This is a genomic window from Bacillus sp. ILBB4 (assembly GCF_035064545.1).
In the GTDB taxonomy this organism is placed as follows: Bacteria; Bacillota; Bacilli; order Bacillales; family Bacillaceae_H; genus Priestia.
The window spans coordinates 117,304-139,150 of record NZ_JAIQVD010000001.1 but is presented as its reverse complement, the minus strand read 5'-3'; the positions used below and the strand labels follow the sequence as shown (position 1 = coordinate 139,150).

25 protein-coding genes and 1 pseudogene are annotated in these 21,847 nt (G+C 39.7%); 16 read left to right on the top strand and 10 right to left on the bottom strand.

Annotation, left to right across the window (positions count from 1 at the left end):
- Positions 1–199: 199 nt before the first annotated feature.
- From LAV82_RS00845 to LAV82_RS00835, 3 genes and pseudogenes are all read right to left on the bottom strand, one after another.
- On the bottom strand, positions 200–355 hold the full coding sequence (locus LAV82_RS00845; protein ID WP_013058522.1) for a hypothetical protein: 156 nt from the start codon (positions 353–355) through the stop codon (positions 200–202).
- Positions 356–499: 144 nt separating this feature from the next.
- Complete coding sequence (locus tag LAV82_RS00840; RefSeq protein WP_137738906.1) at positions 500–700, bottom strand: hypothetical protein; 201 nt, start codon at positions 698–700, stop codon at positions 500–502.
- Positions 701–722: 22 nt separating this feature from the next.
- Positions 723–1,256: pseudogene (locus LAV82_RS00835) on the bottom strand (ferritin).
- A 306-nt stretch (positions 1,257–1,562) separates the two neighbouring features.
- Between LAV82_RS00835 and pgaC the strand changes: the two are divergent.
- The 6 genes from pgaC (at position 1,563) to LAV82_RS00805 (ending at position 6,679) form a co-directional block, all read left to right on the top strand.
- Entirely contained in the window at positions 1,563–2,819 is a 1,257-nt protein-coding gene (gene pgaC / locus LAV82_RS00830) for a poly-beta-1,6-N-acetyl-D-glucosamine synthase (RefSeq protein WP_211077527.1), read from the top strand.
- Positions 2,777–3,238 carry a poly-beta-1,6-N-acetyl-D-glucosamine biosynthesis protein PgaD gene (gene pgaD / locus LAV82_RS00825; protein ID WP_211077528.1) on the top strand — a complete coding sequence of 154 codons (462 nt, stop codon included), beginning with the start codon at positions 2,777–2,779 and terminating at the stop codon, positions 3,236–3,238. Before pgaC ends, pgaD begins: the two co-directional genes overlap by 43 nt.
- Entirely contained in the window at positions 3,235–4,101 is an 867-nt protein-coding gene (locus LAV82_RS00820) for a polysaccharide deacetylase family protein (protein ID WP_211077529.1), read from the top strand. The genes pgaD and LAV82_RS00820 overlap by 4 nt, the downstream gene beginning before the upstream one ends.
- A gap of 127 nt (positions 4,102–4,228) precedes the next feature.
- Positions 4,229–4,450 carry a hypothetical protein gene (locus LAV82_RS00815; protein ID WP_499715447.1) on the top strand — a complete coding sequence of 74 codons (222 nt, stop codon included), beginning with the start codon at positions 4,229–4,231 and terminating at the stop codon, positions 4,448–4,450.
- 278 nt (positions 4,451–4,728) lie between these two features.
- The gene (locus LAV82_RS00810; protein WP_499715445.1) at positions 4,729–6,444 is read left to right on the top strand and encodes a putative bifunctional diguanylate cyclase/phosphodiesterase; all 1,716 of its coding nucleotides are present in this window, start codon (positions 4,729–4,731) and stop codon (positions 6,442–6,444) included.
- 85 nt (positions 6,445–6,529) lie between these two features.
- Entirely contained in the window at positions 6,530–6,679 is a 150-nt protein-coding gene (locus LAV82_RS00805; protein WP_013058515.1) for a hypothetical protein, read from the top strand.
- Positions 6,680–6,703: 24 nt separating this feature from the next.
- On the opposite strand, the gene spoIIP is transcribed toward LAV82_RS00805, so the two are convergent.
- Positions 6,704–7,888, bottom strand: coding sequence for a stage II sporulation protein P (spoIIP, locus tag LAV82_RS00800; RefSeq protein ID WP_499715443.1), 1,185 nt, complete (start codon positions 7,886–7,888; stop codon positions 6,704–6,706).
- 190 nt (positions 7,889–8,078) lie between these two features.
- Here spoIIP and LAV82_RS00795 point away from each other — a divergent pair, with 190 nt between their 5' ends.
- Positions 8,079–8,231 (top strand): hypothetical protein, encoded by a 153-nt coding sequence (locus LAV82_RS00795; RefSeq protein ID WP_013058513.1) that lies wholly within the window; start codon positions 8,079–8,081, stop codon positions 8,229–8,231.
- A 26-nt stretch (positions 8,232–8,257) separates the two neighbouring features.
- Here LAV82_RS00795 and LAV82_RS00790 read toward each other — a convergent pair whose 3' ends face one another.
- Positions 8,258–8,644 (bottom strand): VOC family protein, encoded by a 387-nt coding sequence (locus LAV82_RS00790; protein ID WP_013058512.1) that lies wholly within the window; start codon positions 8,642–8,644, stop codon positions 8,258–8,260.
- A 171-nt stretch (positions 8,645–8,815) separates the two neighbouring features.
- Between LAV82_RS00790 and LAV82_RS00785 the strand changes: the two genes are divergently transcribed.
- Positions 8,816–9,343 carry a YcxB family protein gene (locus LAV82_RS00785; RefSeq protein ID WP_499715441.1) on the top strand — a complete coding sequence of 176 codons (528 nt, stop codon included), beginning with the start codon at positions 8,816–8,818 and terminating at the stop codon, positions 9,341–9,343.
- Positions 9,344–9,402: 59 nt separating this feature from the next.
- Here LAV82_RS00785 and LAV82_RS00780 read toward each other — a convergent pair whose 3' ends face one another.
- The 3 genes from LAV82_RS00780 to pruA all read right to left on the bottom strand — a co-directional run bounded on the left by LAV82_RS00780 (position 9,403) and on the right by pruA (position 12,936).
- Positions 9,403–10,206: a YwqG family protein gene (locus LAV82_RS00780; protein ID WP_499715439.1), complete on the bottom strand. Its 804-nt coding sequence runs from the start codon at positions 10,204–10,206 to the stop codon at positions 9,403–9,405.
- Between the two features lie 174 nt (positions 10,207–10,380).
- Positions 10,381–11,295, bottom strand: coding sequence for a proline dehydrogenase family protein (locus LAV82_RS00775; protein WP_013058509.1), 915 nt, complete (start codon positions 11,293–11,295; stop codon positions 10,381–10,383).
- Between the two features lie 72 nt (positions 11,296–11,367).
- Positions 11,368–12,936, bottom strand: coding sequence for an L-glutamate gamma-semialdehyde dehydrogenase (pruA, locus tag LAV82_RS00770; RefSeq protein WP_013058508.1), 1,569 nt, complete (start codon positions 12,934–12,936; stop codon positions 11,368–11,370).
- Between the two features lie 531 nt (positions 12,937–13,467).
- Between pruA and LAV82_RS00765 the strand changes: the two genes are divergently transcribed.
- The 3 genes from LAV82_RS00765 (at position 13,468) to LAV82_RS00755 (ending at position 16,777) form a co-directional block, all read left to right on the top strand.
- Complete coding sequence (locus LAV82_RS00765; protein ID WP_211077536.1) at positions 13,468–14,862, top strand: amino acid permease; 1,395 nt, start codon at positions 13,468–13,470, stop codon at positions 14,860–14,862.
- Positions 14,863–14,901: 39 nt separating this feature from the next.
- Positions 14,902–16,290 carry an amino acid permease gene (locus LAV82_RS00760; protein ID WP_499715437.1) on the top strand — a complete coding sequence of 463 codons (1,389 nt, stop codon included), beginning with the start codon at positions 14,902–14,904 and terminating at the stop codon, positions 16,288–16,290.
- Between the two features lie 373 nt (positions 16,291–16,663).
- Positions 16,664–16,777 (top strand): YjcZ family sporulation protein, encoded by a 114-nt coding sequence (locus LAV82_RS00755; RefSeq protein WP_013058504.1) that lies wholly within the window; start codon positions 16,664–16,666, stop codon positions 16,775–16,777.
- A 40-nt stretch (positions 16,778–16,817) separates the two neighbouring features.
- On the opposite strand, the gene LAV82_RS00750 is transcribed toward LAV82_RS00755, so the two are convergent.
- On the bottom strand, positions 16,818–17,492 hold the full coding sequence (locus tag LAV82_RS00750; RefSeq protein WP_013058503.1) for a hypothetical protein: 675 nt from the start codon (positions 17,490–17,492) through the stop codon (positions 16,818–16,820).
- A 481-nt stretch (positions 17,493–17,973) separates the two neighbouring features.
- Here LAV82_RS00750 and LAV82_RS00745 point away from each other — a divergent pair, with 481 nt between their 5' ends.
- The 3 genes from LAV82_RS00745 to sigH all read left to right on the top strand — a co-directional run bounded on the left by LAV82_RS00745 (position 17,974) and on the right by sigH (position 19,443).
- Positions 17,974–18,174, top strand: coding sequence for a cold-shock protein (locus tag LAV82_RS00745; protein WP_013058502.1), 201 nt, complete (start codon positions 17,974–17,976; stop codon positions 18,172–18,174).
- Between the two features lie 77 nt (positions 18,175–18,251).
- On the top strand, positions 18,252–18,407 hold the full coding sequence (locus LAV82_RS00740; protein WP_162837669.1) for a DUF3934 family protein: 156 nt from the start codon (positions 18,252–18,254) through the stop codon (positions 18,405–18,407).
- Between the two features lie 385 nt (positions 18,408–18,792).
- On the top strand, positions 18,793–19,443 hold the full coding sequence (sigH, locus tag LAV82_RS00735; RefSeq protein ID WP_013058500.1) for an RNA polymerase sporulation sigma factor SigH: 651 nt from the start codon (positions 18,793–18,795) through the stop codon (positions 19,441–19,443).
- Between the two features lie 21 nt (positions 19,444–19,464).
- On the opposite strand, the gene LAV82_RS00730 is transcribed toward sigH, so the two are convergent.
- Complete coding sequence (locus LAV82_RS00730; RefSeq protein ID WP_499715435.1) at positions 19,465–19,893, bottom strand: hypothetical protein; 429 nt, start codon at positions 19,891–19,893, stop codon at positions 19,465–19,467.
- A 253-nt stretch (positions 19,894–20,146) separates the two neighbouring features.
- Between LAV82_RS00730 and LAV82_RS00725 the strand changes: the two genes are divergently transcribed.
- Together LAV82_RS00725 and LAV82_RS00720 are read left to right on the top strand one after the other, a co-directional pair.
- Positions 20,147–20,599, top strand: coding sequence for a MarR family winged helix-turn-helix transcriptional regulator (locus tag LAV82_RS00725; RefSeq protein ID WP_013058498.1), 453 nt, complete (start codon positions 20,147–20,149; stop codon positions 20,597–20,599).
- Positions 20,568–21,767, top strand: coding sequence for an MFS transporter (locus LAV82_RS00720; RefSeq protein ID WP_029323662.1), 1,200 nt, complete (start codon positions 20,568–20,570; stop codon positions 21,765–21,767). The genes LAV82_RS00725 and LAV82_RS00720 overlap by 32 nt, the downstream gene beginning before the upstream one ends.
- Positions 21,768–21,847: the final 80 nt, after the last annotated feature.

Sequence of the window (21,847 nt, the reverse complement as noted above, 5' to 3'; positions counted from 1 at the left end):
AAAAGAAGCTTCCTCCCTTTTCTAAAGAGTAGGTTTTTTATTAACAAAATGCAGCCGGATTTATGCTGAATGATGAATAGATTTATGCATATTAAGTCTAGAAAAAAATTTCAAGCGGTGCTTTTTCACTTTTTTGGGAGAGCAGTTATAGTTGAACAATAAAGAAAAAAGCTCAAAGCAATGAGCTTTGAACCAATTTTTATCGTTTTTCAACCAGCAGTAAGATGAAGGTAGCCAGCGGTCCTAAAGCAAGAGATAATAAGAACCAGTTCAGACCCGTCCGATTTTTACCTTGCGCTAATCCGGCATTAGTTAAAGCCAGTGTTCCCCATTCTGCAACGTATTGATTATCCATATGACACCCCGCTAATAATTGTTTCTTTATTTGATTAAAAAAATCTATATTAGCATAAATATCCATATTTTTGATTGGAATTCCTTAATTAGGGTGGAGAAACGGTGAATTTCTTCAAGAAGCAAAATTCCTATTCTCCTTAACTTAGTGAAGGTAGTAATGAATAAGAGAAGGGTGCACGTAGTAGACGTGAACGTATTGAGGACGATGATAGTGAAACTGATGCATATATTGATTCATAAGTCTTTGAATGGCGTTATACACATTGGGCGGATAGCCATAATAGCCGTGATGAATACCAACTCGAAACAAGGAAACGGGCGTCGTGTTATTGGTTCTGCACATTGTTCTACACTCTTTTACGCTTTTAACCTTGCGCAGCTGCTCCACCCGCTGGTGCTCCGCCCGCCGGCGCAGCTTTTCGCTGTCCTAGTTCTTGATCGAGTATAAAAATAGCTGCAGGGTTATTTTGGGCGATTTTTAAGCGGTCTACAATCGTTTGGGCTTGAGCTTCTTCGTCGACTTGTTCTCGTAAAAAGTCCTGCACGATGACTAAAGTTTGAGGGTCGTTTGCTTGGCTGATAAACTGAAACGCTTGACGATAAGAATTCGTGACGAATTTCTCATGCTCCAGTACTTTTTAAAACGTTTCTAACGGTGTCCCAAACTCACTTGGCTGAGCAGGCAAAGAGTTTAATTCCACCGTTCCGCCGCGGTCAACTAAGTAGTCGATGAGTTTTAGCATATGGGTGCGTTCTTCTTCAGACTGCAGACGCAGCCAGCTGCCCATTCCTTTATAGTTTAATCGATTCATATAGTTAGACATAGCTAGGTATAAAGTCGAAGAGACGTGTTCAAGTTGAATTAAGTTATTGAGCAGTTTTTGAATTTGTTCGTTCATATTTGTTATTCCTCTTTGTTATTCCTCCTCAGGGAAAGGATTTCTTTACTATACTTGCTGCAACCATCACACTTTTTCGTGATGAAAGAAATCTACAGTGATACTATATGTCACTTCTTTAAGTAGGTAACTTGCCCATCCTTTATTGATGCTTCTTACTTACATATAAGGGTTGTATAATATAGGAATAAAAGTAGTTTAAAAGTCTTTTTTTTAGATGGTTAAAATTACTATGTTCTATTTAACCAATTTAGTGATAAAATTGTCACTCTATGCAATTTTAATTGGTGTGAAGGAGTCAGAAAAATGAATATGCAACACGTATTAATACCTGGATTTGAAAAGCTTGCGAGCTTTGTTTTCTGGTATCCATTTATTATGTCTTTATTTTGGATTGCAGGCACGCTTATTTACATACGCTATCGTGACCGAGATCCTAAAGTTGATTTTTCAGCAGTTGATTGGCCGTTAGTGAGCTTTTTAGTGCCTTGCTATAATGAAGAAGAGACGATTGAAGAAACGCTTAAGCACCTTTTGGCGTTAGATTATCCGTCTAAAGAAATCATCCTTATTAACGATGGAAGCACGGATGGAACAGCTGATATTTTAAAGGAAATCAGCAGAAATCACCCTGAAGTTCGTGTGATTCAGCTTTATGAGAATAAAGGAAAAGCCAACGCGTTACATTTAGGTGCACACGCATCTAAAGCTGAGTTTTTAATCTGCTTAGATTCCGACGCTATTTTAGATCAAGACGCTCCGTATTATCTAATCCATCATTTTCTTCATAAAGGGGAACGGCTGGGAGCCGTTACCGGAAATCCGCGCATTCGAAACCGTAATACACTGCTGAGTCGCATTCAGCTAGTTGAGTATTCTTCTATTATCGGTTCTATTAAACGAACACAGCGAATTTTAGGAAAAGTAATGACGGTCTCAGGCGTAGTGGTGGCTTTTCGAAAGAAAGCACTTGTGGACGTCGGGCTGTGGGATCGCGACATGATTACGGAAGATATCGCCGTGAGCTGGAAGCTGCAGCAGCGCTTTTGGGATATCCGCTATGAACCCCGGGCATTGTGCTGGATGCTTGTGCCCGAAACCTTAAAAGGAATTTGGAAGCAGCGAGTACGCTGGGCTCAAGGCGGACAAGAGGTAATGCTTCGTCACTGGAAAGTGTTATTAAAATGGAAGCAGCGCAGAATTTGGATTGTATACCTAGAGCAGTGGATCAGTACTTTTTGGTCATTCGCATGGCTGTTTGTGACTCTAATGCTGCTTGTTACCGCGAGCAGTCCTCAAGACATGCTGTTTTGGTTTACGTTTACGTCATTTTCCCTTGTGTTTATGAGCTTAATTCAGCTATTTATTGCGCTGAAAATTGATTCGAAATACGACAACGTGAAGCAGTATTACGTATGGGCTGCATGGTACCCAGCGCTTTACTGGATTGTGAATACGGTTGTGGTAATAAGTGCATTTCCTCGCGCTATCAGATCTAGAGTGAAAGGAGGCTATGCTACATGGAGCAGTCCAGACCGCGGCTTAACGAAGAGCAAATCATGATTCAAGCCAAACAGCCTCTTGCTCGATTAGTGATAAGTATCATTATTTCATCTGTTTTTTGGCTGTATTGTGCCATTGTTCTTTGGTTTTTCCTTTCAGCTGTTATCGGCGTAAATGACCGTTACAGCGGGGTATTAAAAATTGCGTTCAAAACGACGAACGGCGAAATTCGAACGTTTTTAGTGATTGGACTCGCTATTTTTTGCTTCTTTTTCCTGGCTCTGTTTTTATGGAGATTCTACAACAAAAAGAGATTTGGAAGCTTAAACCGACGAAAAGAGCCGGCGTATACGAGCATCAAGGATTTAGAGAGCCTTGAGCTTTTAACCAAGGATCAAATTCAAGAACTTCAGCGTGCGCATTACATTGAGTTTGATGTTAATCCTTTAAAGCATACTGAGGAGAGGAAGCACGCATGAAGAAATATATATTCTTTCTTTTGATAGCGGCAGCGGTAGTTGGCTTTGTTTTCTTTAAAGTAGTGAACTGGGAAGACAAGGCGAAAGCCACAACGACCGTGGAGCCAGCGCTTGAGACGAACGGATGCTTAGGCTTAAATTATCATCGCGTGCGCAAGCATAATTGGTTTAACCGAATTGTCAGCTCAGTTACAAAATCTGATGAACTGACAGAGTACAGCGTTTACAGCAATGATTTCGAACATCAGTTGAAAAAGCTGAAGGAACTTGACGCTACGTTTATTACGCCAAAAGATATTGAAACGTATCAGCAAAAAGGCACGTTTCCAAAACGCTGCGTATGGATTTCATTTGATGATATTGACCGTACTGTTTATCAAAACGCGTTTCCCATTTTAAAAAAGGAAAACATTCCGTTTACGCTATATGTAATCGCAGGACAAGTGGGGGCAACGGATTTTCAAAATTTAAACATGGCTTCGTGGAGTCAGCTAAAAGAAATGAAAGACAGCGGCCTTGCGACAATCGGTTCTCATACATATGACATGCACCGCTTGGAAGAAGACAAGCCTTTATTTCTGACGCCTGCTAAATACAGCGCGTTTGCCCGTGATTTACGACAAAGCAAAGAAACGATTAAGAACCATTTAGGAATAGACCCGGTTTACTTTGCGTATCCATACGGCAACACAAATGATGACGTAGCTAAGATTGTGAAAGATGCTGGATTTCACCAGGCAGCTATCCTAGCGCCGCATCTTATTACAAAAGACAACGATCCTTATTATCTTAACCGAATTGTTGTATACAACAAAACCTTTCAACATCTTATTCTTCCGTGGCTGACACGTACGAGCTCATGAGAAGAAAGTGGAAAAAGAAGCTGAGACAAAAGTATTTAAATCGAAGGAAGATCCGAACGATGAATCGTTCGGATTTTTTTATTGTTAGGGTGAACGTAGGTTTACTGTATGTAATTGCTTCTAGCTGTTGATTGGAGGAAAAGGCAACGACTCCTGCGGGAAAAGCGGAACAGGTGAGACCCCGCAGGAGCGGAAGCGACGAGGAGGCTCACCGGCCGCCCGCGGAAAGCGAAGTCTTGCACGGAAATCAACAGCGGTGTCTCAAGCAATCCATACTAACTCATTTATCCAATCTATTCACGAAAAGGTATGTCAATTAAGTGAAGAAAGTACACTTTCATTTCTATAAAAATCATTTTAATGTTACCATATAAAAGTTGTGATAACAGACATGGATAAACGAAACGAGCTATCAATTCTTTTACAAACTACGCGTAAGAAGTTTGTGAAGGTGAAAAGAGGAAAAACAGCGATCCTACGCTTGCTATTTTAATAATGTAAGGTAATCGGACAGATTAATTCGTTGTCCGTTGCTGATTAAATTGTATTCATTATTCACGATTCCTCTCTATCATTTCGTCATGGGTTTTGTTTTATCGTTAAAATTTTGATAAAGGTGTATAGGCTATGGAAAACAGGCATTTTGAATATAAATTTAAAGAAGCGCTGAAAAAACTAAATGATATTCAACTTGCGTTAAATGAATCATCGATTGTAGCGATTACGGATAGTCGCGGATTCATCAATCACGTGAACGATAAATTCTGTGAAATTTCTAAGTACGAAAGACATGAGCTTCTCGGTCAGGATCATCGTATTATTAATTCGAAACATCATTCAAGCTTGTTTTTTAAAGAGTTATGGAGCACGATTAGATCCGGTAAGGTATGGCACGGAGAAATAAAAAATAAGGCAAAAGACGGTTCGTACTACTGGGTGGATACAACCATTGTTCCTTTTTTAGATGAACGAGGCAAACCGTATCAGTACGTATCGATTCGCAATGATATTACAAAACGAAAAGCATATGAAGAAAAAATTAAGCAAATGGCTTATTATGATCCTTTAACCAATTTGCCTAATCGCTACTGGCTAAACAAGCAGCTGAAAAAATTACTTTTAGATCGAGAATCTCCTGAACTGCTGGCCATTTTATTTTTGGATTTAGACCGCTTTAAATCAATAAATGATACGCTTGGCCATCATCACGGCGACGTGCTGCTGAGACGCGTAGCAGAAAGATTAAGAAAATGTATTCCTTCCTCTGATTTTATCTCGCGGCACGGGGGAGATGAGTTCATTTTAGTGCTGCATTCACTAAAAAATGTTGAGGAAATTGAAGAAATGACCGAGCAGATTGTAAAAGAAATGTCGCTTCCTTTTTATATAGACGGAGATAAAGTGCTAACCTCTACAAGCGTTGGCATCAGCCTATTTTCAAAGGAATGTCAGCAGCATATTATTCCAAAAGACGCAGATGAACTAATCGACCGGCTGATCAAGCAAGCAGATATTGCGATGTATGTAGCAAAACGGAATGGACGAAACACATATGAAATGAGTTCGTCTTCATCTAATGAACGAATAATTAAAACAATCAGCATGGAAAATGAGTTAAAGTATGCGCTAGAAAGACATGAGTTTCAGTTCGTTTATCAGCCGTTAATCGATTTAAAGACGTCTGGTGTGATAGGGGCGGAAGCGCTTATCCGCTGGGATAGTGCAAAATTTGGTACCGTCTATCCAAATGAATTTTTGCCTATTTTAGAAGAAGTGGGTCTAATTGTGCCAGTTGGCAAGTGGGTGTTAGAAGAAGCGTGTAAGCAGATGAAAGCATGGACGGAGCTGAATTCAAAAGCGAGTAAAATAGGAGTGAACGTATCACCTATTCAGCTGAAGTCCTCACGATTCGTAGCGGAGATGGAACAAATTTTGAAAAAAACGGGCCTTGAGCCGCACTTTCTGGAACTTGAAATCACTGAAAGCATTATTCAAAACAGTCAAGAATCAAAAAAAGTGTTAAACCGCCTGCGGAGTCTAGGGATAAAAGTGGCGATGGATGATTTCGGAACGTGCTATTCTTCTCTTAGCTATCTGAAACACTTGCCGATTAATACGTTAAAAATTGATAAATCATTTATTGACGAATTAGACGAAGTCGGAAAAGTGCTGGTGGAAACGATTATTCAAATGGGAAAGCAACTTAACTTTGATCTAACTGCAGAAGGAATCGAAAACGAAGAACAGCTGCAGTTTGTGACGGAACAAGGCTGTCATATCGGTCAAGGGTATCTATTCGATAAGCCGCTTTCTCCTGAGGAAATGAGCCATTTGTTGAATTGAAGGAAAATCATATGTACGGAAAGAAGCTCTTTAATAGAGCTTTTTTTTTTTTGGTTTTTAATCGGATGGAAGGAGTGAGAAATTCGTGAAAGAGTACGTTGGAATCTGCACAGTATGTCAAAAAAATGTGTACTGTTTAGAGGGCTTTTTAAACGGTGTGGTTGTTGAAGGGAAGCTTGTGTGCTTGGCGTGTGAAGAAGAGGAGAAGCGTGACTCTCATAAAAACAAAAACTAGCTACCTGGGGTAGCTAGTTTTTATTTACTGCGCATTCACTTTTTCAGCTTGCCAGTAATACTCGCTGAACACATCTGAAAAGGCTTTGACAGTGTTTGTAAGTTCTTCCATATTGTTATCGACGCCGCCTACTTCAATTAAAATGGAGCGGTCGGATAAGTCTTGATTATATAACCCGTTATTGCCGCTTGTTTTCTTTTTGCTTAATACTCCGCGGCTAAGGCCTGGATATTTTTCCTCTAGCTTTTCATGAATCGCTTTGGCCATTTTAACGTTTTCATCAAATTTCGGGTTTGCTTCACCTAATACAATCATCATTTTAGCGTACGATTTTCCGTTGATAGCGGCCGTTGTTTTTTCTTGGCGCAGTGAATCCCGATGAATATCAATTAAATAATCGACGTCTTTGTTTTGCTGAAGAGCCGTTTCCACCACGCTGCGAGACATCGCATAGGCTCGTCCTGTACCCCAGCCTTTTTCATTCAGCTTTTGCGTCATATTAGTTGTATCTACTTCCGAACCGATTCCGTCTGCTTTTAATTCCATTCCTAGCATTTGACCAACGAGCGTGATGTTGGTTTTGTTATCAACGGCTTTATTTTCGTTCGCTTCACCTTGCATACCAAGTAAAGGGAAATAAGATTCCCAGCTGTGCGTGTGGTAGATGTACACAACTTTTTTGTCTCCCGTACTTTGCTTGGCCTGTGTTTGAGACTGTTTTTTGCTTTCTTCGTACGTTTTGCTTTCAGCAGGATCCAAATCACGCTCGCCTGAAATGCTTTCGAGCGGAGGAGCCGATTCATGAGGAATCGTGGTATAATCCGTTCCTTCACCGGCTAATAGAATATGAGAATCAAAAATAGAAAATCCGGGCAGTTCTGATCCAAATAGACTTCTTGTATCTGCCACGCGAATATTCGTCGCAAGCTGCAGGGCGACAGAAGAGAGAGGAGGCGGGGAGAAGTCTTCTTCAAAGGCATGAGAGAAATGATGGTTTTCCGTACGCATGAAGTAGAACAAGCTTTGGGCTTTATAATTTGATAGTGCTTGATAGACAACGTTTGAGCGCAGCGTATGCTGAAGAGTTGAATACGTGACGGTAAAAATAGCGGCAGATGTTAAGAGAACAAATAGTATAGCGATAATTAATGATTTATAAGAAAGGATCCAAAAAAGCTTTTTAGGCTTTTCAGTGAACTTGTTTTTCATAGAGTAAACCTCCTCTAATAAAATTTTGAAATCAGCGGATGAGAACTCTAAGAGGAGAATGTTATGTATCTACTATTTACTCTATTAAAAAGAAATAGAAATATGATAGAAACCATGATATTTAACGCCACATAAAAAAGTTTATATTAGGGCATACTGTAAAAAAACGGTGCGTGTTGGAGCTGGTTAGATGAACGACTCATGGGTTTATCATCATTTTATTAATACATTTTTATTTCCTTTAACAATGTTTGGCGTGGCATTTTGTGTGCTAGGGGTGTTGCTGTACATGCTGTGGAAAGAAAAGCAAAAAGAAGGACCAAAAGAAAACAAGAGCTCTTAAATAAGAGCTCTTGTTTTGCCGAACATTCAGTTGGAAAAAGGGAGATTCACTTTCTCTAAGAACTCCATTCGGTTGCCAAAAGGATCAGTCACATAAATTCTTTCGACACCGGTAATGTTTTTGTCTTCTATAAAAGAAATACCGAAGCTAGTCAGATGATCTTTGAACGCAGGTAGATTTTTAACGTGAAAGCCTGGATGCGCTTTTTTTGCGGGTGAAAAGGTAGGTTCAACACCAATATGCAGCTGATAAGAACCAAATTCAAACCACACGCCGCCGCGCTTTTTTAGACTTTCCGGCTTTTTGACTTCTGTTAAGCCAAGAACGGTTCCGAAAAAGTGTCGTGCTTCGCTTTCTGAATTCGGGGGTGCAGCTAGCTGAATATGATCAATATGCGTCAGTGTAAAAGTCATAAACATTCCTCCTTAAATAGTAGAGTACTAGTTAAGTTTACGTGATGTGTACGTGTAAATAAATGACAAAAAGATGATGCTTTTTATAAGAAAAACTTATTGTGTTATATACATATAACACCAAATGAGGTATATTTTTTTTGTTGTTATTTAGGAGAATTGGAGATTAATATGGAATATCATTATACGTTAACAAAAGATGATTACGTAGCTTTTAACATGTATCACGCTCAACATTCGGAAAGAGTACAAAAAGTGCTGAGAGTTCAGCGATGGATGTCGCTTATTTTTCTTCTTATTCCTTTGCTTGTTTCGTGGGTTGAAGGAGAATTTTTACTTGGCATGTTCGTAGCGTTTGCGCTGCTTGCGGTGCTTTGGTTTTTATTTTATCCGAAGTATTTTTACGGCAGTATTAAAAAGAACATTATAAAGGTGATGAATGAAGAAGGTAACAGCACTCTGACGGGTAAGCATACTATGATGGTTACGGAAGATGGCTTGGTAGAGAAAAGCTCAAAAGGAGAAGTGAAGACTCCTTGGTCAAGCATCACTCAAATTAAAGAAACAGATGAACATATCTTTATCCTTGTTAGTGCAATGAGCGGATATGTTATTCCTATAAGCGCATTTGCAGATGTAAAAGCGCTACAGCAGTTTAAAGAAACGCTGAATGCTGCAAGAACCGGAAAAACAGGCTGAGTAGTAATAATAATGTGAAAAAACGCCCTCCTAGATACTTTTCTAAGAGGGCGTTTTTTTTAACAGCAGTCCCAGTTGTACAAAACATCTCTAAAGTTATGGTTGCGAAGATCTTCTTCTTTAATGAAGAAATTGGCCACTCCCGCATCACCAAACATAATATCCGCTTCGTCGTCCATGGCGAATTGAAGAAGCAGAACGTTGTATGCACGCAGCGCTTCATCGTAGTCTCGAGGATCGCTTTGAGTGAAAAAAGCGTATCCGCCCATTTTATGATACTCGCCCGTAAGCTCATCCCAGTAGATTTCTTCAATTTCTTCATCGTCAAATAAATCTGATTCTATATCGTTATATTGATAGTCAGTAGGAGACACAGGTTCGCTTTTTATTTCAAACTGTAAGCCTACTTCTTGAGGAATAGGGAACATACCCCGGTCAATGTCTTCAAGATACGTAAAATCGGTTGTTAACTTGTTTTCGTCGGTTGTTACATCTTCGTAAAAAACGACGCGAAAGTCTTTTTGAGACGTAGGGTGATCAAAGTCAAGTCCGTACATATCGCCGGCGTTTTCATTATCAGCTCCGCAAATGAAAAATTGAAGCATGCCTTGAATGGGCATATTTTTATAGGAAGGAACTTCAGAAAAATTGATTTGTGCCATCAGCAGCATCGGCTTGCCCTGAGAATCAAGAGGATGATTCGCTTCTAGAGGAAGGTAGGGGCTGCCGCCAAACTTGCTTTCATATAATTTTGGACTGTTTATGACCGTATTGATGTGGACATAAGGCTTACATGTTTTTTCGATTTCTTTTCGATAAGGTTCTAGCTTAGGAGGCAGTGCTAATTTTGATAGAGGATTCATATGTACTCTCCTTTTCGTTTGTAATAAAAAGAACATTTGTTCGTATTTATATTTTAACTTAATACATGCTGAAAGGGAAGAGAAATAGGATAAAAAAATCCCTTTGCAGAAGCATCTACAAAGGGTACAAAGAAATGATAGCGTTTTCATTATGATACTTACTGAATAGATTGCTTATTTAGAAAAGAATCCTTTTAAAGCAAATGCGACGTTTTGCGGTCTTTCGGCTAAGCGGCGCATAAAGTAGCCAAACCAGTCGTTGCCAAACGGAACGTATACGCGCATTGTATAGCCTTCTTTTGCAAGGCTAAGCTGCATGTCTGTGCGGAATCCGTACAGCATTTGAAATTCAAACTGCGTGCGCGGGATGTTGTTTTTGTGAGCGAACTCTTTTACTTTTGCAATAATATGGTGGTCGTGAGATGCAATAGCCGTGTATGTTCCGCTCAGCAAGTGCTCTTCAATAATTCGCATATAGTTCTCGTCAATTTGGGCTTTATCTTGAAACGCCACGGTTGGTGATTCTTGATACGCGCCTTTTACCAATCGAAGAGGAATGCCTTTTAGCTCTTTTACGTCTTGTTCAGCGCGGAACAGGTAAGCTTGAATAACCGTTCCAACATTATCAAACGTCTCGCGAAGCTCTCGTAAAATATCTAGCGTCATTTGACAGTGGGCGTAGTCTTCCATGTCGATTCGGACGAAGTTATCGTATTTTTTCGCCGTTTCAAGAATGCGGCGCATGTTCTCAACGCAAAAACTGCGGTCAATATCCAAACCAAGCTGCGTCATTTTGACAGATAAGTTGCACGTTACACCGGCTTGCCCCATAGCTTCCAGCGTTCTGACATTATATTGAGTTGCTTCGATAGCTTCTTCTCTGCTTGAAACAAATTCCCCTAAATGATCAAGCGTACAAACAAGTCCTTTTTCATTCAATTCCCGTACTTTTTTAATCGCATGTTCAATTGTGTCGCCAGCTACCACTTGAGCTGCACCAAAGCGAAGACCCCATTTTTTCGCCGCTTTGTTTAGCGCTTTATTTTGGGAAGCGTGAAGAAACACATTTTTAGATACCTCTGCTAACATAAATATCTCCCCCTATAGAAAAAATACCTTGTTGTTTTAAGATAGAGCAGCCTAGGGCTGCTCTACTGAGTATTAAAGCGTTGTGCTTGTTGTTTTTGCTTGCAAGTGCAGAATCAAGTAATCAGGACCGCCAGCTTTTGAATCTGTTCCTGACATATTAAATCCGCCAAACGGCTGGTACCCAACGATGGCACCTGTACAACCGCGGTTGAAGTAAAGGTTTCCGACGTGGAACTCTTCTTTTGCACGTTCGATGTGCTCAGGCGTATTTGAAAGAAGGGCACCTGTTAAGCCGTAGTCTGTGTTGTTCGCAATTTCCATCATATGATCGAAGTCGCGCGCTTTGCAGAATGCTACGACTGGGCCGAAGATTTCTTCTTGCATTAAGCGTGCTTTTTCATCTACATCTGCAATGATCGTAGGCTGAATGAAGTAGCCTTTTGAATCATCTGCTTCTCCGCCCGTCATTAAACGGCCTTCTTCTTTACCGATTTCAATGTACTTTGTAATTTTGTTGAAAGAAGCCTGATCAATAACAGGTCCCATATACGTGTTCACATCTTCAGGACTGCCCATTGTTAATGTTTTTGTCAGCGCAACTGCTTTTTCAAGAACGATATCGTATACGTCTTGGTGAACAACTGCACGAGAGCCTGCTGAACACTTTTGTCCAGAGAAGCCAAATGCTGAATACACAATAGAAGAAGCAGCTAAATCTAAATCAGCATCTTTATCTACAACGACCGTGTCTTTACCGCCCATTTCAGCAATAACGCGTTTTAGCCAGATTTGACCAGGCTGTACTTTTGCTGCGCGTTCATAGATGCGGCAGCCTACTTCACGCGAACCTGTAAATGAAACGAAGCGTGTTTTTGGATGATCTACTAAATAGTCGCCAATTTCGCTTCCGCTTCCCGGCACGTAGTTCAGTACGCCGTCTGGAAGGCCAGCTTCTTTCATTACTTCTACAAATTTTGCTGCGATAACCGGTGTGTTGTTAGCTGGTTTTAATAGAACTGTATTTCCTGCTACGATTGCTGCTGCAGCTGTTCCTGCCATGATCGCTAACGGGAAGTTAAACGGTGAAATAATAACCCCGACACCAAGCGGAATGTAGTTAAATTTATTTTCTTCACCTTCGCGGCTCTCAACAGGCGCACCGTCTTTTAGCTGCACCATTTGGCGAGCGTAGTATTCAAGGAAGTCAATTGCTTCTGCTGTATCAGCATCTGCTTCTTTCCATGGTTTTCCTGCTTCTTTCACAAGGTAAGCTGAAAATTCATGCTTGCGGCGGCGAATGATGTCTGCTGCGCGGAAAAGAATATCTGCTCGTGCTTCCGGCGCTTCTTTTTTCCACGTATTAAAGGTAGAAAGTGCTGCTTGCATTGCTTTTTCAGCCAAGTCTTGATCTGCTTTTGACACGCGGCCGATAATTTCTGCTTTATTTGCTGGGTTAATGGACTGAATTTGATCTTCTGTTGTAATTAATTCTCCGCCAATTACAAGAGGATAGTCCTTGCCAAGTTCTGATTGTACAAGTTCTAATGCAGATTCAAATGCATCTTTGTTTTCTGCAATCGTAAAGTCTGTGAAAGGCTCGTGTTTGTATTGTTTGATTTCGTTGATATTCATTGTGTTCATTTTCATTACCCCTTTTTTAGAAAATTTGCAACATAATTAATATTCCAACACCCTATACCTGTATTATAATCATCTTATTCTCGTTTTGTACATAGTTTTTTAACAAAAATGTTCAAAAAAATTAAAAATAAACACTTTTGTTTAAAGAACCAATGAATCTATGGCTTTTATAGTAATTTTGAACAAAACGAAAAGAAAGGAGTGTTGGTAAAATATAAGAAAAGATGTTTTGAAGTAAAGAATTACGATAGGGGAAAGAGTTTATCGTTAGTAAATTAAAATGATCTTCCTTTCAAAAAAACAATAGACAAAGCTGTTCAATATAAATTATCATATAATTCGAAAAGTAATTTTTGTCGAATGAAGCTATCTTTTTCGTTAAGTGAAGGCTTCATTTGAATGTACAGATAAAAGGAGGGTAGGAAAACGGCAGTTATTTGTTCACATTATTGTAAGGGCTTACATATTTAACGCGCGATGCGAAGAACGTGTAATTCTTTAAATGACGGTTCCTATAAGGAGGATTTTAACATGAGTCATCAACCGCCTGAGTTAAAAAAAGAATTAAAAATTCGACACATAACCATGATTTCTTTAGGGGGAATCATTGGTGCCGGTTTGTTCATTGGAAGCGGATCGCTCATTAACGCAGCGGGTCCTGGTTCCATTTTTTCGTACGCGTTTGCCGGTTTGCTGGTGATTTTAGTTATGCGAATGCTGGGGGAAATGTCTACGGCTAATCCTTCAAGCGGCTCGTTCGCTACATATGCTAGAGAAGCGCTTGGACCGTGGGCTGGCTACACAATCGGCTGGCTGTACTGGTTTTTCTGGGTAATTGTTATTGCAGTTGAAGCGATTGCGGGTTCAACGATTATTCAATATTGGTTTCCGTCTTTACCGTCTTGGGGCGTGAGTCTGATCCTGACGTTTTTACTAACTTTAACGAACTTATACTCTGTTAAATCATTTGGTGAATTTGAATACTGGTTTTCGCTTATTAAAGTAGTTAGTTTAGTACTGTTTTTACTTTTAGGAGGAGCGATCATCCTCGGTTTAATACCGGGAGTAGAGTCTCCGGGAGCGTCGAACCTTCTTCATAGAGGAGGATTTCTTCCAAATGGAATCAGCTCCGTCTTTTTAGGAGTGGCGATTGTCATGTTTTCTTTTATGGGGACAGAAATTGTTGCAACAGCCGCTGGAGAATCGGCTCAGCCTGAGCGAGCGATCACCATCGCAACAAATACCGTTATTTATCGTATTTTAATTTTTTATCTTGGGTCGATTTTAATTTTAGTGACCATTCTTCCGTGGGATTCTTCAAGCTTGATGAAAAGTCCGTTCGTTTCGATATTAGAGCTGGTAAACGTTCCGGCAGCGGCTCAAATTATGAACTTTATCGTACTGACTGCCGTTCTTTCTTGCTTAAATTCAGGTCTATACACGAGTTCTCGTATGCTGTACTCAATGGCGCAAAAAGGAGACGCGCCGCGCATGTTTTTAAAAGTGAATAAAAAAGGCATTCCGTTTAATGCCATTGTAGGATGTACCGTGATTTCTTACATCAGCGTTGGTTTTAACTATCTTTCACCTGATAAAATCTTTTTATTTTTAGTAAACGCATCGGGAGGCGTAGCGCTTCTTGTGTACCTTGTTATTGCTTTTTCACAGCTTCGCATGAGAAAGCAATACGAAAAAGAAAAGCCGGAAGCATTAAAAATCAGAATGTGGCTGTTTCCTTATTTAACGTATGGAACGATTGCGGCGATCACAAGCATCTTTATTGCGATGGCATTTATTGATTCACTTCGCACTCAGTTTTATCTCACGCTGCTGATTGCTGTATTTGTGGTATGTTCGTACTTCTTTATGAAAAAGAAAAAAGATGATAGTTCCCTATCAGGACAGGGAAATAAAAGAATTTCTTAATAGAAGAGAAAATCATCACGAGGGCTAGGAGGAAGTAAATTGGCAAACAAAGAGTTAAAAAGAGGGCTTGAATCTCGTCATATCCAAATGATTGCTCTTGGAGGAACCATTGGGGTAGGGTTATTCATGGGTTCAGCAAGCACCATTAAATGGACGGGGCCATCCGTCCTGCTTGCGTATGCTATTTGCGGCGTTTTTATTTTCTTTATTATGCGTGCAATGGGTGAGATGCTCTATTTAGAGCCAAGTACGGGTTCGTTTGCGACATTTGGTCATAAATATATTCACCCGTTAGCTGGCTATATCACGGCTTGGAGCAACTGGTTTCAATGGGTGATTGTCGGCATGGCAGAAATTATTGCAGTCGGAGCTTATATGCAGTACTGGTTCCCTCATTTACCGGCGTGGGTTCCCGGAATTGTCGCCATGCTCATTCTCGGTGGGGCCAATTTAATTTCAGTGAAATCATTTGGAGAGTTTGAGTTTTGGTTTGCAATGATTAAAATTGTTACGATTGTTCTCATGATTATTGCTGGTCTTGGCCTTATTTTCTTCGGTCTTGGAAACGGCGGCGAAGCGCTTGGGCTGTCGAATTTGTGGGCAAACGGCGGTTTCTTTACAGGCGGATGGTCAGGCTTTTTCTTTGCCCTGTCGCTTGTTATTGCTGCCTATCAAGGAGTAGAGCTTATTGGAATTACAGCAGGAGAAGCAAAAGATCCTAAAAAAACGTTAACAAGTGCAATTCAAAGCTTAATTTGGCGTATTTTAATTTTTTATATCGGCGCCATCTTTGTGATTGTAACGGTGTATCCGTGGAACGAGCTGGATTCACTCGGCAGTCCGTTTGTTTCTACGTTTGCTAAAGTAGGAATTACAGCAGCGGCGGGCATTATTAACTTTGTTGTCATCACAGCAGCAATGTCTGGATGCAACAGCGGGATTTTCAGTGCAGGACGTATGCTTTACACGCTAGGTATAAACGGTCAGGCTCCAGCCTTTTTTACAAAGGTTTCTCGAAACGGTGTGCCTATTTATAGTACCGTTGCGGTGATGATTGGCTTAGCGGCGGGCGTTGTCTTAAATTATATTGCACCGCCAAACGTTTTTGTGTACGTGTACAGTGCGAGCGTGCTTCCAGGTATGATTCCGTGGTTTGTGATTCTCATCAGTCAAATTCGTTTTCGAAAAGCAAAAGGAGCGGCGATGGATCAACATCCATTTAAAATGCCTTTTGCTCCTGTGACGAACTACGTAACCATTGCGTTTTTACTTATGGTGCTTGTAGGCATGTGGTTTAATGATGAAACGCGCATATCGCTGATTGTCGGCATTATCTTTTTAGCTATTGTCGTACTGAGCTACTATGTACTAGGTATCGGAAAGCGTGCGGAAGTACGGTCTTCTGAAAGACGTAAGCTAGTGAAATAAATGATTTTGTAAGAGAGGCTATAAAGCATTTTAGTTTAAGGAGAAGATCCGAACGATGAATGTAACGCGTTCGGATTTTTTTATTGGTATGGTGAACGTAAGTTTCAGCTCATGTATCTCATTTGTTCGTCTTTAGATTGGATTCATTTCGTTATGCCTTAATCTCTTTTGGACAGAGGAGAAGAACCGAAGTCAGCGCTTTTCTTAGGCTGTTTTCTTCTTTTAATAATGAGGTGCATGGCAAGAAGGAAAAAGAAAAAAGAAAAAACCAGAGTCAAAACGGCGTGTTCAGGCATAAGATAATCCAACTCAAGCGAAATGCAAACGGCGTTTTTCTTGAGGAAAGAGTAACTAAAGAAAAGGAAGTGTTCGTATGTCTGGAAACGCTGGATATGGTCATGGATCTGGTTTTGCTTTATTAGTTGTATTATTTATTTTATTAGTGATCATCGGCTGCAGCTGCTATGGCGGAGGCTTTGGCTGGTAATTCACTCATTTCAAAAGCCCTATAAGGGCTTTTTCTATGCTTATAAATAACGCTTTTTCCCGTTTTGATAAATGTTTACATGAAAACCGTTTACTTCACTCATAGAGATTTTAGAAGGAAAGTCTGCTGCTTTGACAGAGGAAGTGATTTCGACAGTTTGGTACGTCTTTGGTTCCAACGTAACAGTATGAAGCCTAGGCTTATTCATCATAAGTAAAAAAGGGGTATCTTCTTTAAAATAGGAGCGCTCATCCAGTGCTACTTCAAACGTAACGGGTTTTGAGCTGTGATTTTCAAATGAAAGGTCACAGGTGCCCGTTAATACGGTTTCTTCTTTATTTCTCTCAAATGTACAAATGCTGTTTTCTGCATCGTAAGAAACGACATACATACCTGGTAATACGGTTTTTTGCATCGCTTCAACCATATGACCAGGACCCGATATGACAATAAACGCAGCTAAAATCGTTAGTTTTAAACGATGACGATTTAAACTTTTGTAAAGGGCAAAAAGACCAAGTAAAAGTATAATTCCCCATGCATTGCTAGCGTATTGAATTCCCGTCATTGTTTCTTCATCTCCATAGATGGGAAGACCTAAAAAAGAAAAGACAGAATGACTGAGCGGCGTTGAGTTAGGAAAAGGGATGTTTAAAATAAAAACAGCTAGTAAAAAGGTGAGTCCTTTTATCAAAAGTGATCGTTCACGAATCATGTTGTTCCTCCTTAGCTATAAATCACGTATCATTATATACTATTATTATCTTTTTTTTGTAATTAATGGTTATTTTATTGCGTGGGTGGAAAGAGAGTAGAAAGTAAATTGATAAAAAATGTGCATGTCCATTTATAAGTGGCATAGTTCTTAGAAAGCAGGATATAAAATATTTATTTTTGTGGAGATGATACATATTGCTGAATGAAAAAACCTTATGCCGCATCACAATCCAGATATGTTGGTATCCTCAAAGCTGCCCGTAGGCTTTTAGCAGATACGTAATTAGTATAAAGTCTGTCTTAGAACAGAAACTTGCTATTTCTAAATTGATATGTTACACTAAGGTTAATTATTTTTGTTCGGTATGAAATTGAAAGAAGAGAAATATTCTTCAATAGAAATTTTTATCTGGAAATAGTACGATTGAGCAAGGGTAGTAATATATGCGTGGAGTAATTCCACCACTGGAGGAAATAGTATGACTGAAGGTACAGTAAAATGGTTTAATGCAGAAAAAGGTTTCGGTTTCATCGAAATTGAAGGCGGAGAAGATGTATTCGTACATTTCAGCGCAATTCAAGGCGACGGATTCAAATCTTTAGATGAAGGTCAAAAAGTGACTTTCGACATCGAGCAAGGTCAACGCGGTGCACAAGCTGCTAACGTTGTAAAAGCATAATTTTATGCAATCCAAAAAAGACTCCGACTTTGGACGGGGTCTTTTTTTATTGTAGCAAACACGCAGGTAACGGAGGAATACGTATGAGTAAAGCAAAAGGTAAAGGCGGCACGGGGCGAGGCACCGGCAAAAAAGGGTGGAACCGCTGGCAGGCGAGTGCAAAAAAGAAGAAAAATGCAAAGCCTTATAAAAGCAAGGGAACAAAAAATGCTGATAAGCCGGAAGGCAACTAATCCTATATGCGCAGTATCATCTGCAACTTCGACTTACTCTGCTTGAGTAAGTTTATTTCATATGGAAGTATTTTTTTATTGCTTTTTTTACAGATTGCCGTCACTATATGAAATAATAAAGTGATTTGTGTGAATTTTCTATAAAAATTGATTTTTTTTGCAAACACTTTCATATTTCGACAACCTTTTTGATTTTTATCGGTTATACTTCTTTATAATAGATTATAGAAAGATGCAGGGGAGCATAAAGTGAGAGAGGAAAGCGACAGTTTACTCTGTACGCTTTTTACGTTTCTGGACCGTATTGCAGTAGCGTCGTAACAAGTAGATCATGCATCAGTTTAGAACACATCAAAACTCAACTAAGTGTAACGGGGGGATATGAGTGAGCGTAGGCATCGTAATTGAAAAAGTTCAAAATTATGCTATGTTAGAAGATCATGTTTTGGTTGAAATGGTTCATAGTGGAGACGAAAAATCATTAGAGTATTTAATCAACAAGTATCAAAATCTTGTGAGGGGTAAAGCAAGAAAATACTTTTTGATTGGTGCTGAAAAAGAAGATATCGTCCAAGAAGGAATGATTGGACTGTACAAAGCAATTCGCGACTTTAACGAAGACAAGCTAACATCTTTTAAAGGGTTTGCGGAGTTATGTATCACAAGACAAATCATTACGGCAATTAAAACGGCTACTCGTCAAAAACACGGTCCGTTAAATTCGTACATTTCATTGGACAAGCCTCTGTATGATGAAGAATCAAACTATACGCTGATGGATATGATTCCTGGCGATCAAATTGCTAACCCGGAAGCGGTGCTGATTCATCAAGAAAAAGTGGAAGACCGCGAGTTAAAAATTGCGGAAACACTAAGTGAATTGGAAAGAAAAGCATTGACGCTGTACATGGACGGCCATTCATACGCTGAAATTTCGAAAGAATTAAATACGCACGTCAAGTCAATTGACAACGCGCTGCAGCGTATCAAAAGAAAGTTAGGTCGAGACGTAGAAAGCAGACAAGCTATTTCATAATAGGTAAAAAACAGCCGGACCTTAAAGGGGGTTCGGCTCTTTTTCACGGTCTTTTAAAATGTCTTGAATAATTTCAATATGAACAGAAGCCCACGATTGTTCACGGAAATGAAGGAACACGCTTGGAATGAGAATAAAAACATACAGCACCACAAAAAAAATCCAAAACCAGCTGCCGTCTTTAAATAAAAATTGCTGCAGCCGCTGGGAAAATAAAAAAAAGAGCCAAGGCAAGGCAGAAACAAGGATAGGGATGACGCCGGAGCCATTTTTTTCTTTGATCATTCGGTAATACACTTTTCGCAAAGTAGCGCTGCCGAGAGTAAGGTAAAGCTGCCGAATTTCTTCCATTTCCGCTAATTCATCAATTTCTTCTGCGTTTTGGTTTTGATGAGCCGCTTTTTTCAGTTTAAGGTAGACTTTATGAGCATCGCCGCGCAGTGAAAACATATACCAGCCTCCCGCATATTGTTTCGTCTTCTTTAACAGAGTTTGCAGGTGCATGTAAATATATACAAAAAGTTTCGTGATACGAAAGAATAAGAAAACAGAAGTGAAAGCGTAAATCATTAGTAGAAAATGAGAGAAAAAAGCTGGTTTTCGCTCTTTTTAGACGCCTTTACACATCAAGTAGCAGCACATATACTAATAAAAGAACAATTAGTTACCTAGGTAAATAAAATAGAAAGGTGAGGTGGGAAAAGTGAATAACTTGGTGTTTCATGAACTTCATCAAAAGTCGAGATTGTCTATTAAAGAAGTAAATGAAGTGTTAAAGGCGTACGGGCTATACAGTTCACAGTATTCAATTTTATTTTGTTTAAAGCGATTCGGCTCAATGACGCAAACAGAGATTTGGCAGTATTTAAATGTCGAAGCGCCAACGGTTACCCGCACGTTAACAAGGCTTGAAAAAAGCGGATGGATCGTTCGAAAAGCAGGCAGTGATAAACGAGAGCGCATCGTTTATTTATCTCCTCAAGCGAAGAAAAAGCTTCCGGAAATTCAGCAAGAAATTGAACGTTTAGAGGAAAATTTGCTGATTGCTTTATCCGACAGCGAACAAGATCAGCTTATCTCGTTATTAAAGAAAATTTGTAAATCTACAGAAAAGGGTGAAATGAATGACGAACCAGCAGGAGCCAATCTGGACTAAAAGCTTTATCAGCATTGCGATTACCAACTTTTTTATTTTTGTCGTGTTTTATGCATTGCTGACGCTGCTGCCGATTTATGTATTAGACGCCTTAGACGGCACGAGTACGCAGGCAGGGCTTGTTATTACCATCTTTTTATTATCTGCGATTATTGTTAGACCATTTTCAGGGAAAGTCATTGAAAACATTGGAAAGAAAAAAACGCTTGTATTTAGTACCCTCATTTTTGCGCTTTCTTCCTTCTTGTATATGCTTATCCACCATTTTAACGTGCTTTTATTACTGCGTTTCTTCCAAGGAATTTCATTCAGCTTAGCGACAACCGTCACCGGAGCGATTGCAGCGGATTTAGTTCCCGCTAAGCGACGAGGAGAAGGACTTGGCTACTTCGGAATGTCAATGAACTTAGCCGTTGTTGCAGGGCCGTTTTTAGCACTAACGCTTCATCAGTACATGGCATACAACATTATTTTCCTTGTATTTGGCGTGATTATGCTCGTTGGCTGGCTGTGCGGAATGATGGTCAAAAATCTTCAAGAAAACGCTGCTCCGTCAGTAAAGAAATCATTTTCACTGAGCGATTTGTTTGAAAAGAAATCCATGCCGATTTCATCTGTAGGTATACTCGTTTCTTTTTCGTATGCAAGTATTATTTCTTTTATTTCTGTGTACGCACAGTCGCTTGGATTGATTAAAACAGCAAGCTTTTTCTTTGTCGTGTTCGCAGCTGCGATGCTGATTTCACGACCGTTTACAGGAAGATTATTTGATAAATCTGGCCCAAACATTGTGATTATTCCATCATGTATTGTCTTTGCGATTGGTCTATTTAGCTTAAGCTTTACACATTCTTCTTGGATGCTGCTGTTTTCAGGTGCGTTAGTAGGACTAGGCTACGGAACGCTGCTTCCTAGCTTCCAAACGCTTGCGATTCAAGCGGCGCCTGCTCACCGAAGCGCATATGCAACTGCTACATTCTTTACGTTTTATGATAGCGGTATTGCGGTTGGTTCATTTGTATTAGGAATTGCAGCAGGTGCTTTAGGGTATTCAAAACTGTACTTTGCGCTTGGGATTTTTGTTCTTTTGATTACACTTTATTACAAGTGGATTGCAAATTTACGTCAAAAACAAAAAGCAGCAAATATCCAGGTGGGCATGAAATAAAAAAACTCGGCGTAATATGCGCCGAGTTTTTTTCTGGATTTTTTACAGGACTTTGGAAGGGAAGCATATTTAAGTCAAAA

Bases quoted from the DNA above. Each gene is read 5' to 3' on its own strand.
- LAV82_RS00755 (WP_013058504.1), top strand. From the start codon at position 16,664: ATGTCTGGAAACGCTGGATATGGTCATGGATCTGGTTTTGCTTTATTA.
- pgaD (WP_211077528.1), top strand. From the start codon at position 2,777: ATGGAGCAGTCCAGACCGCGGCTTAACGAAGAGCAAATCATGATTCAA.
- pgaC (WP_211077527.1), top strand. From the start codon at position 1,563: ATGAATATGCAACACGTATTAATACCTGGATTTGAAAAGCTTGCGAGC.
- LAV82_RS00790 (WP_013058512.1), bottom strand. From the start codon at position 8,644: ATGACTTTTACACTGACGCATATTGATCATATTCAGCTAGCTGCACCC.
- LAV82_RS00795 (WP_013058513.1), top strand. From the start codon at position 8,079: ATGAACGACTCATGGGTTTATCATCATTTTATTAATACATTTTTATTT.
- LAV82_RS00750 (WP_013058503.1), bottom strand. From the start codon at position 17,492: ATGATTCGTGAACGATCACTTTTGATAAAAGGACTCACCTTTTTACTA.
- LAV82_RS00845 (WP_013058522.1), bottom strand. From the start codon at position 355: ATGGATAATCAATACGTTGCAGAATGGGGAACACTGGCTTTAACTAAT.
- LAV82_RS00840 (WP_137738906.1), bottom strand. From the start codon at position 700: ATGTGCAGAACCAATAACACGACGCCCGTTTCCTTGTTTCGAGTTGGT.
- LAV82_RS00785 (WP_499715441.1), top strand. From the start codon at position 8,816: ATGGAATATCATTATACGTTAACAAAAGATGATTACGTAGCTTTTAAC.
- LAV82_RS00810 (WP_499715445.1), top strand. From the start codon at position 4,729: ATGGAAAACAGGCATTTTGAATATAAATTTAAAGAAGCGCTGAAAAAA.
- LAV82_RS00765 (WP_211077536.1), top strand. From the start codon at position 13,468: ATGAGTCATCAACCGCCTGAGTTAAAAAAAGAATTAAAAATTCGACAC.
- LAV82_RS00780 (WP_499715439.1), bottom strand. From the start codon at position 10,206: ATGAATCCTCTATCAAAATTAGCACTGCCTCCTAAGCTAGAACCTTAT.
- LAV82_RS00730 (WP_499715435.1), bottom strand. From the start codon at position 19,893: ATGTTTTCACTGCGCGGCGATGCTCATAAAGTCTACCTTAAACTGAAA.
- pruA (WP_013058508.1), bottom strand. From the start codon at position 12,936: ATGAACACAATGAATATCAACGAAATCAAACAATACAAACACGAGCCT.
- LAV82_RS00720 (WP_029323662.1), top strand. From the start codon at position 20,568: ATGACGAACCAGCAGGAGCCAATCTGGACTAAAAGCTTTATCAGCATT.
- LAV82_RS00775 (WP_013058509.1), bottom strand. From the start codon at position 11,295: ATGTTAGCAGAGGTATCTAAAAATGTGTTTCTTCACGCTTCCCAAAAT.
- LAV82_RS00820 (WP_211077529.1), top strand. From the start codon at position 3,235: ATGAAGAAATATATATTCTTTCTTTTGATAGCGGCAGCGGTAGTTGGC.
- spoIIP (WP_499715443.1), bottom strand. From the start codon at position 7,888: ATGAAAAACAAGTTCACTGAAAAGCCTAAAAAGCTTTTTTGGATCCTT.
- LAV82_RS00745 (WP_013058502.1), top strand. From the start codon at position 17,974: ATGACTGAAGGTACAGTAAAATGGTTTAATGCAGAAAAAGGTTTCGGT.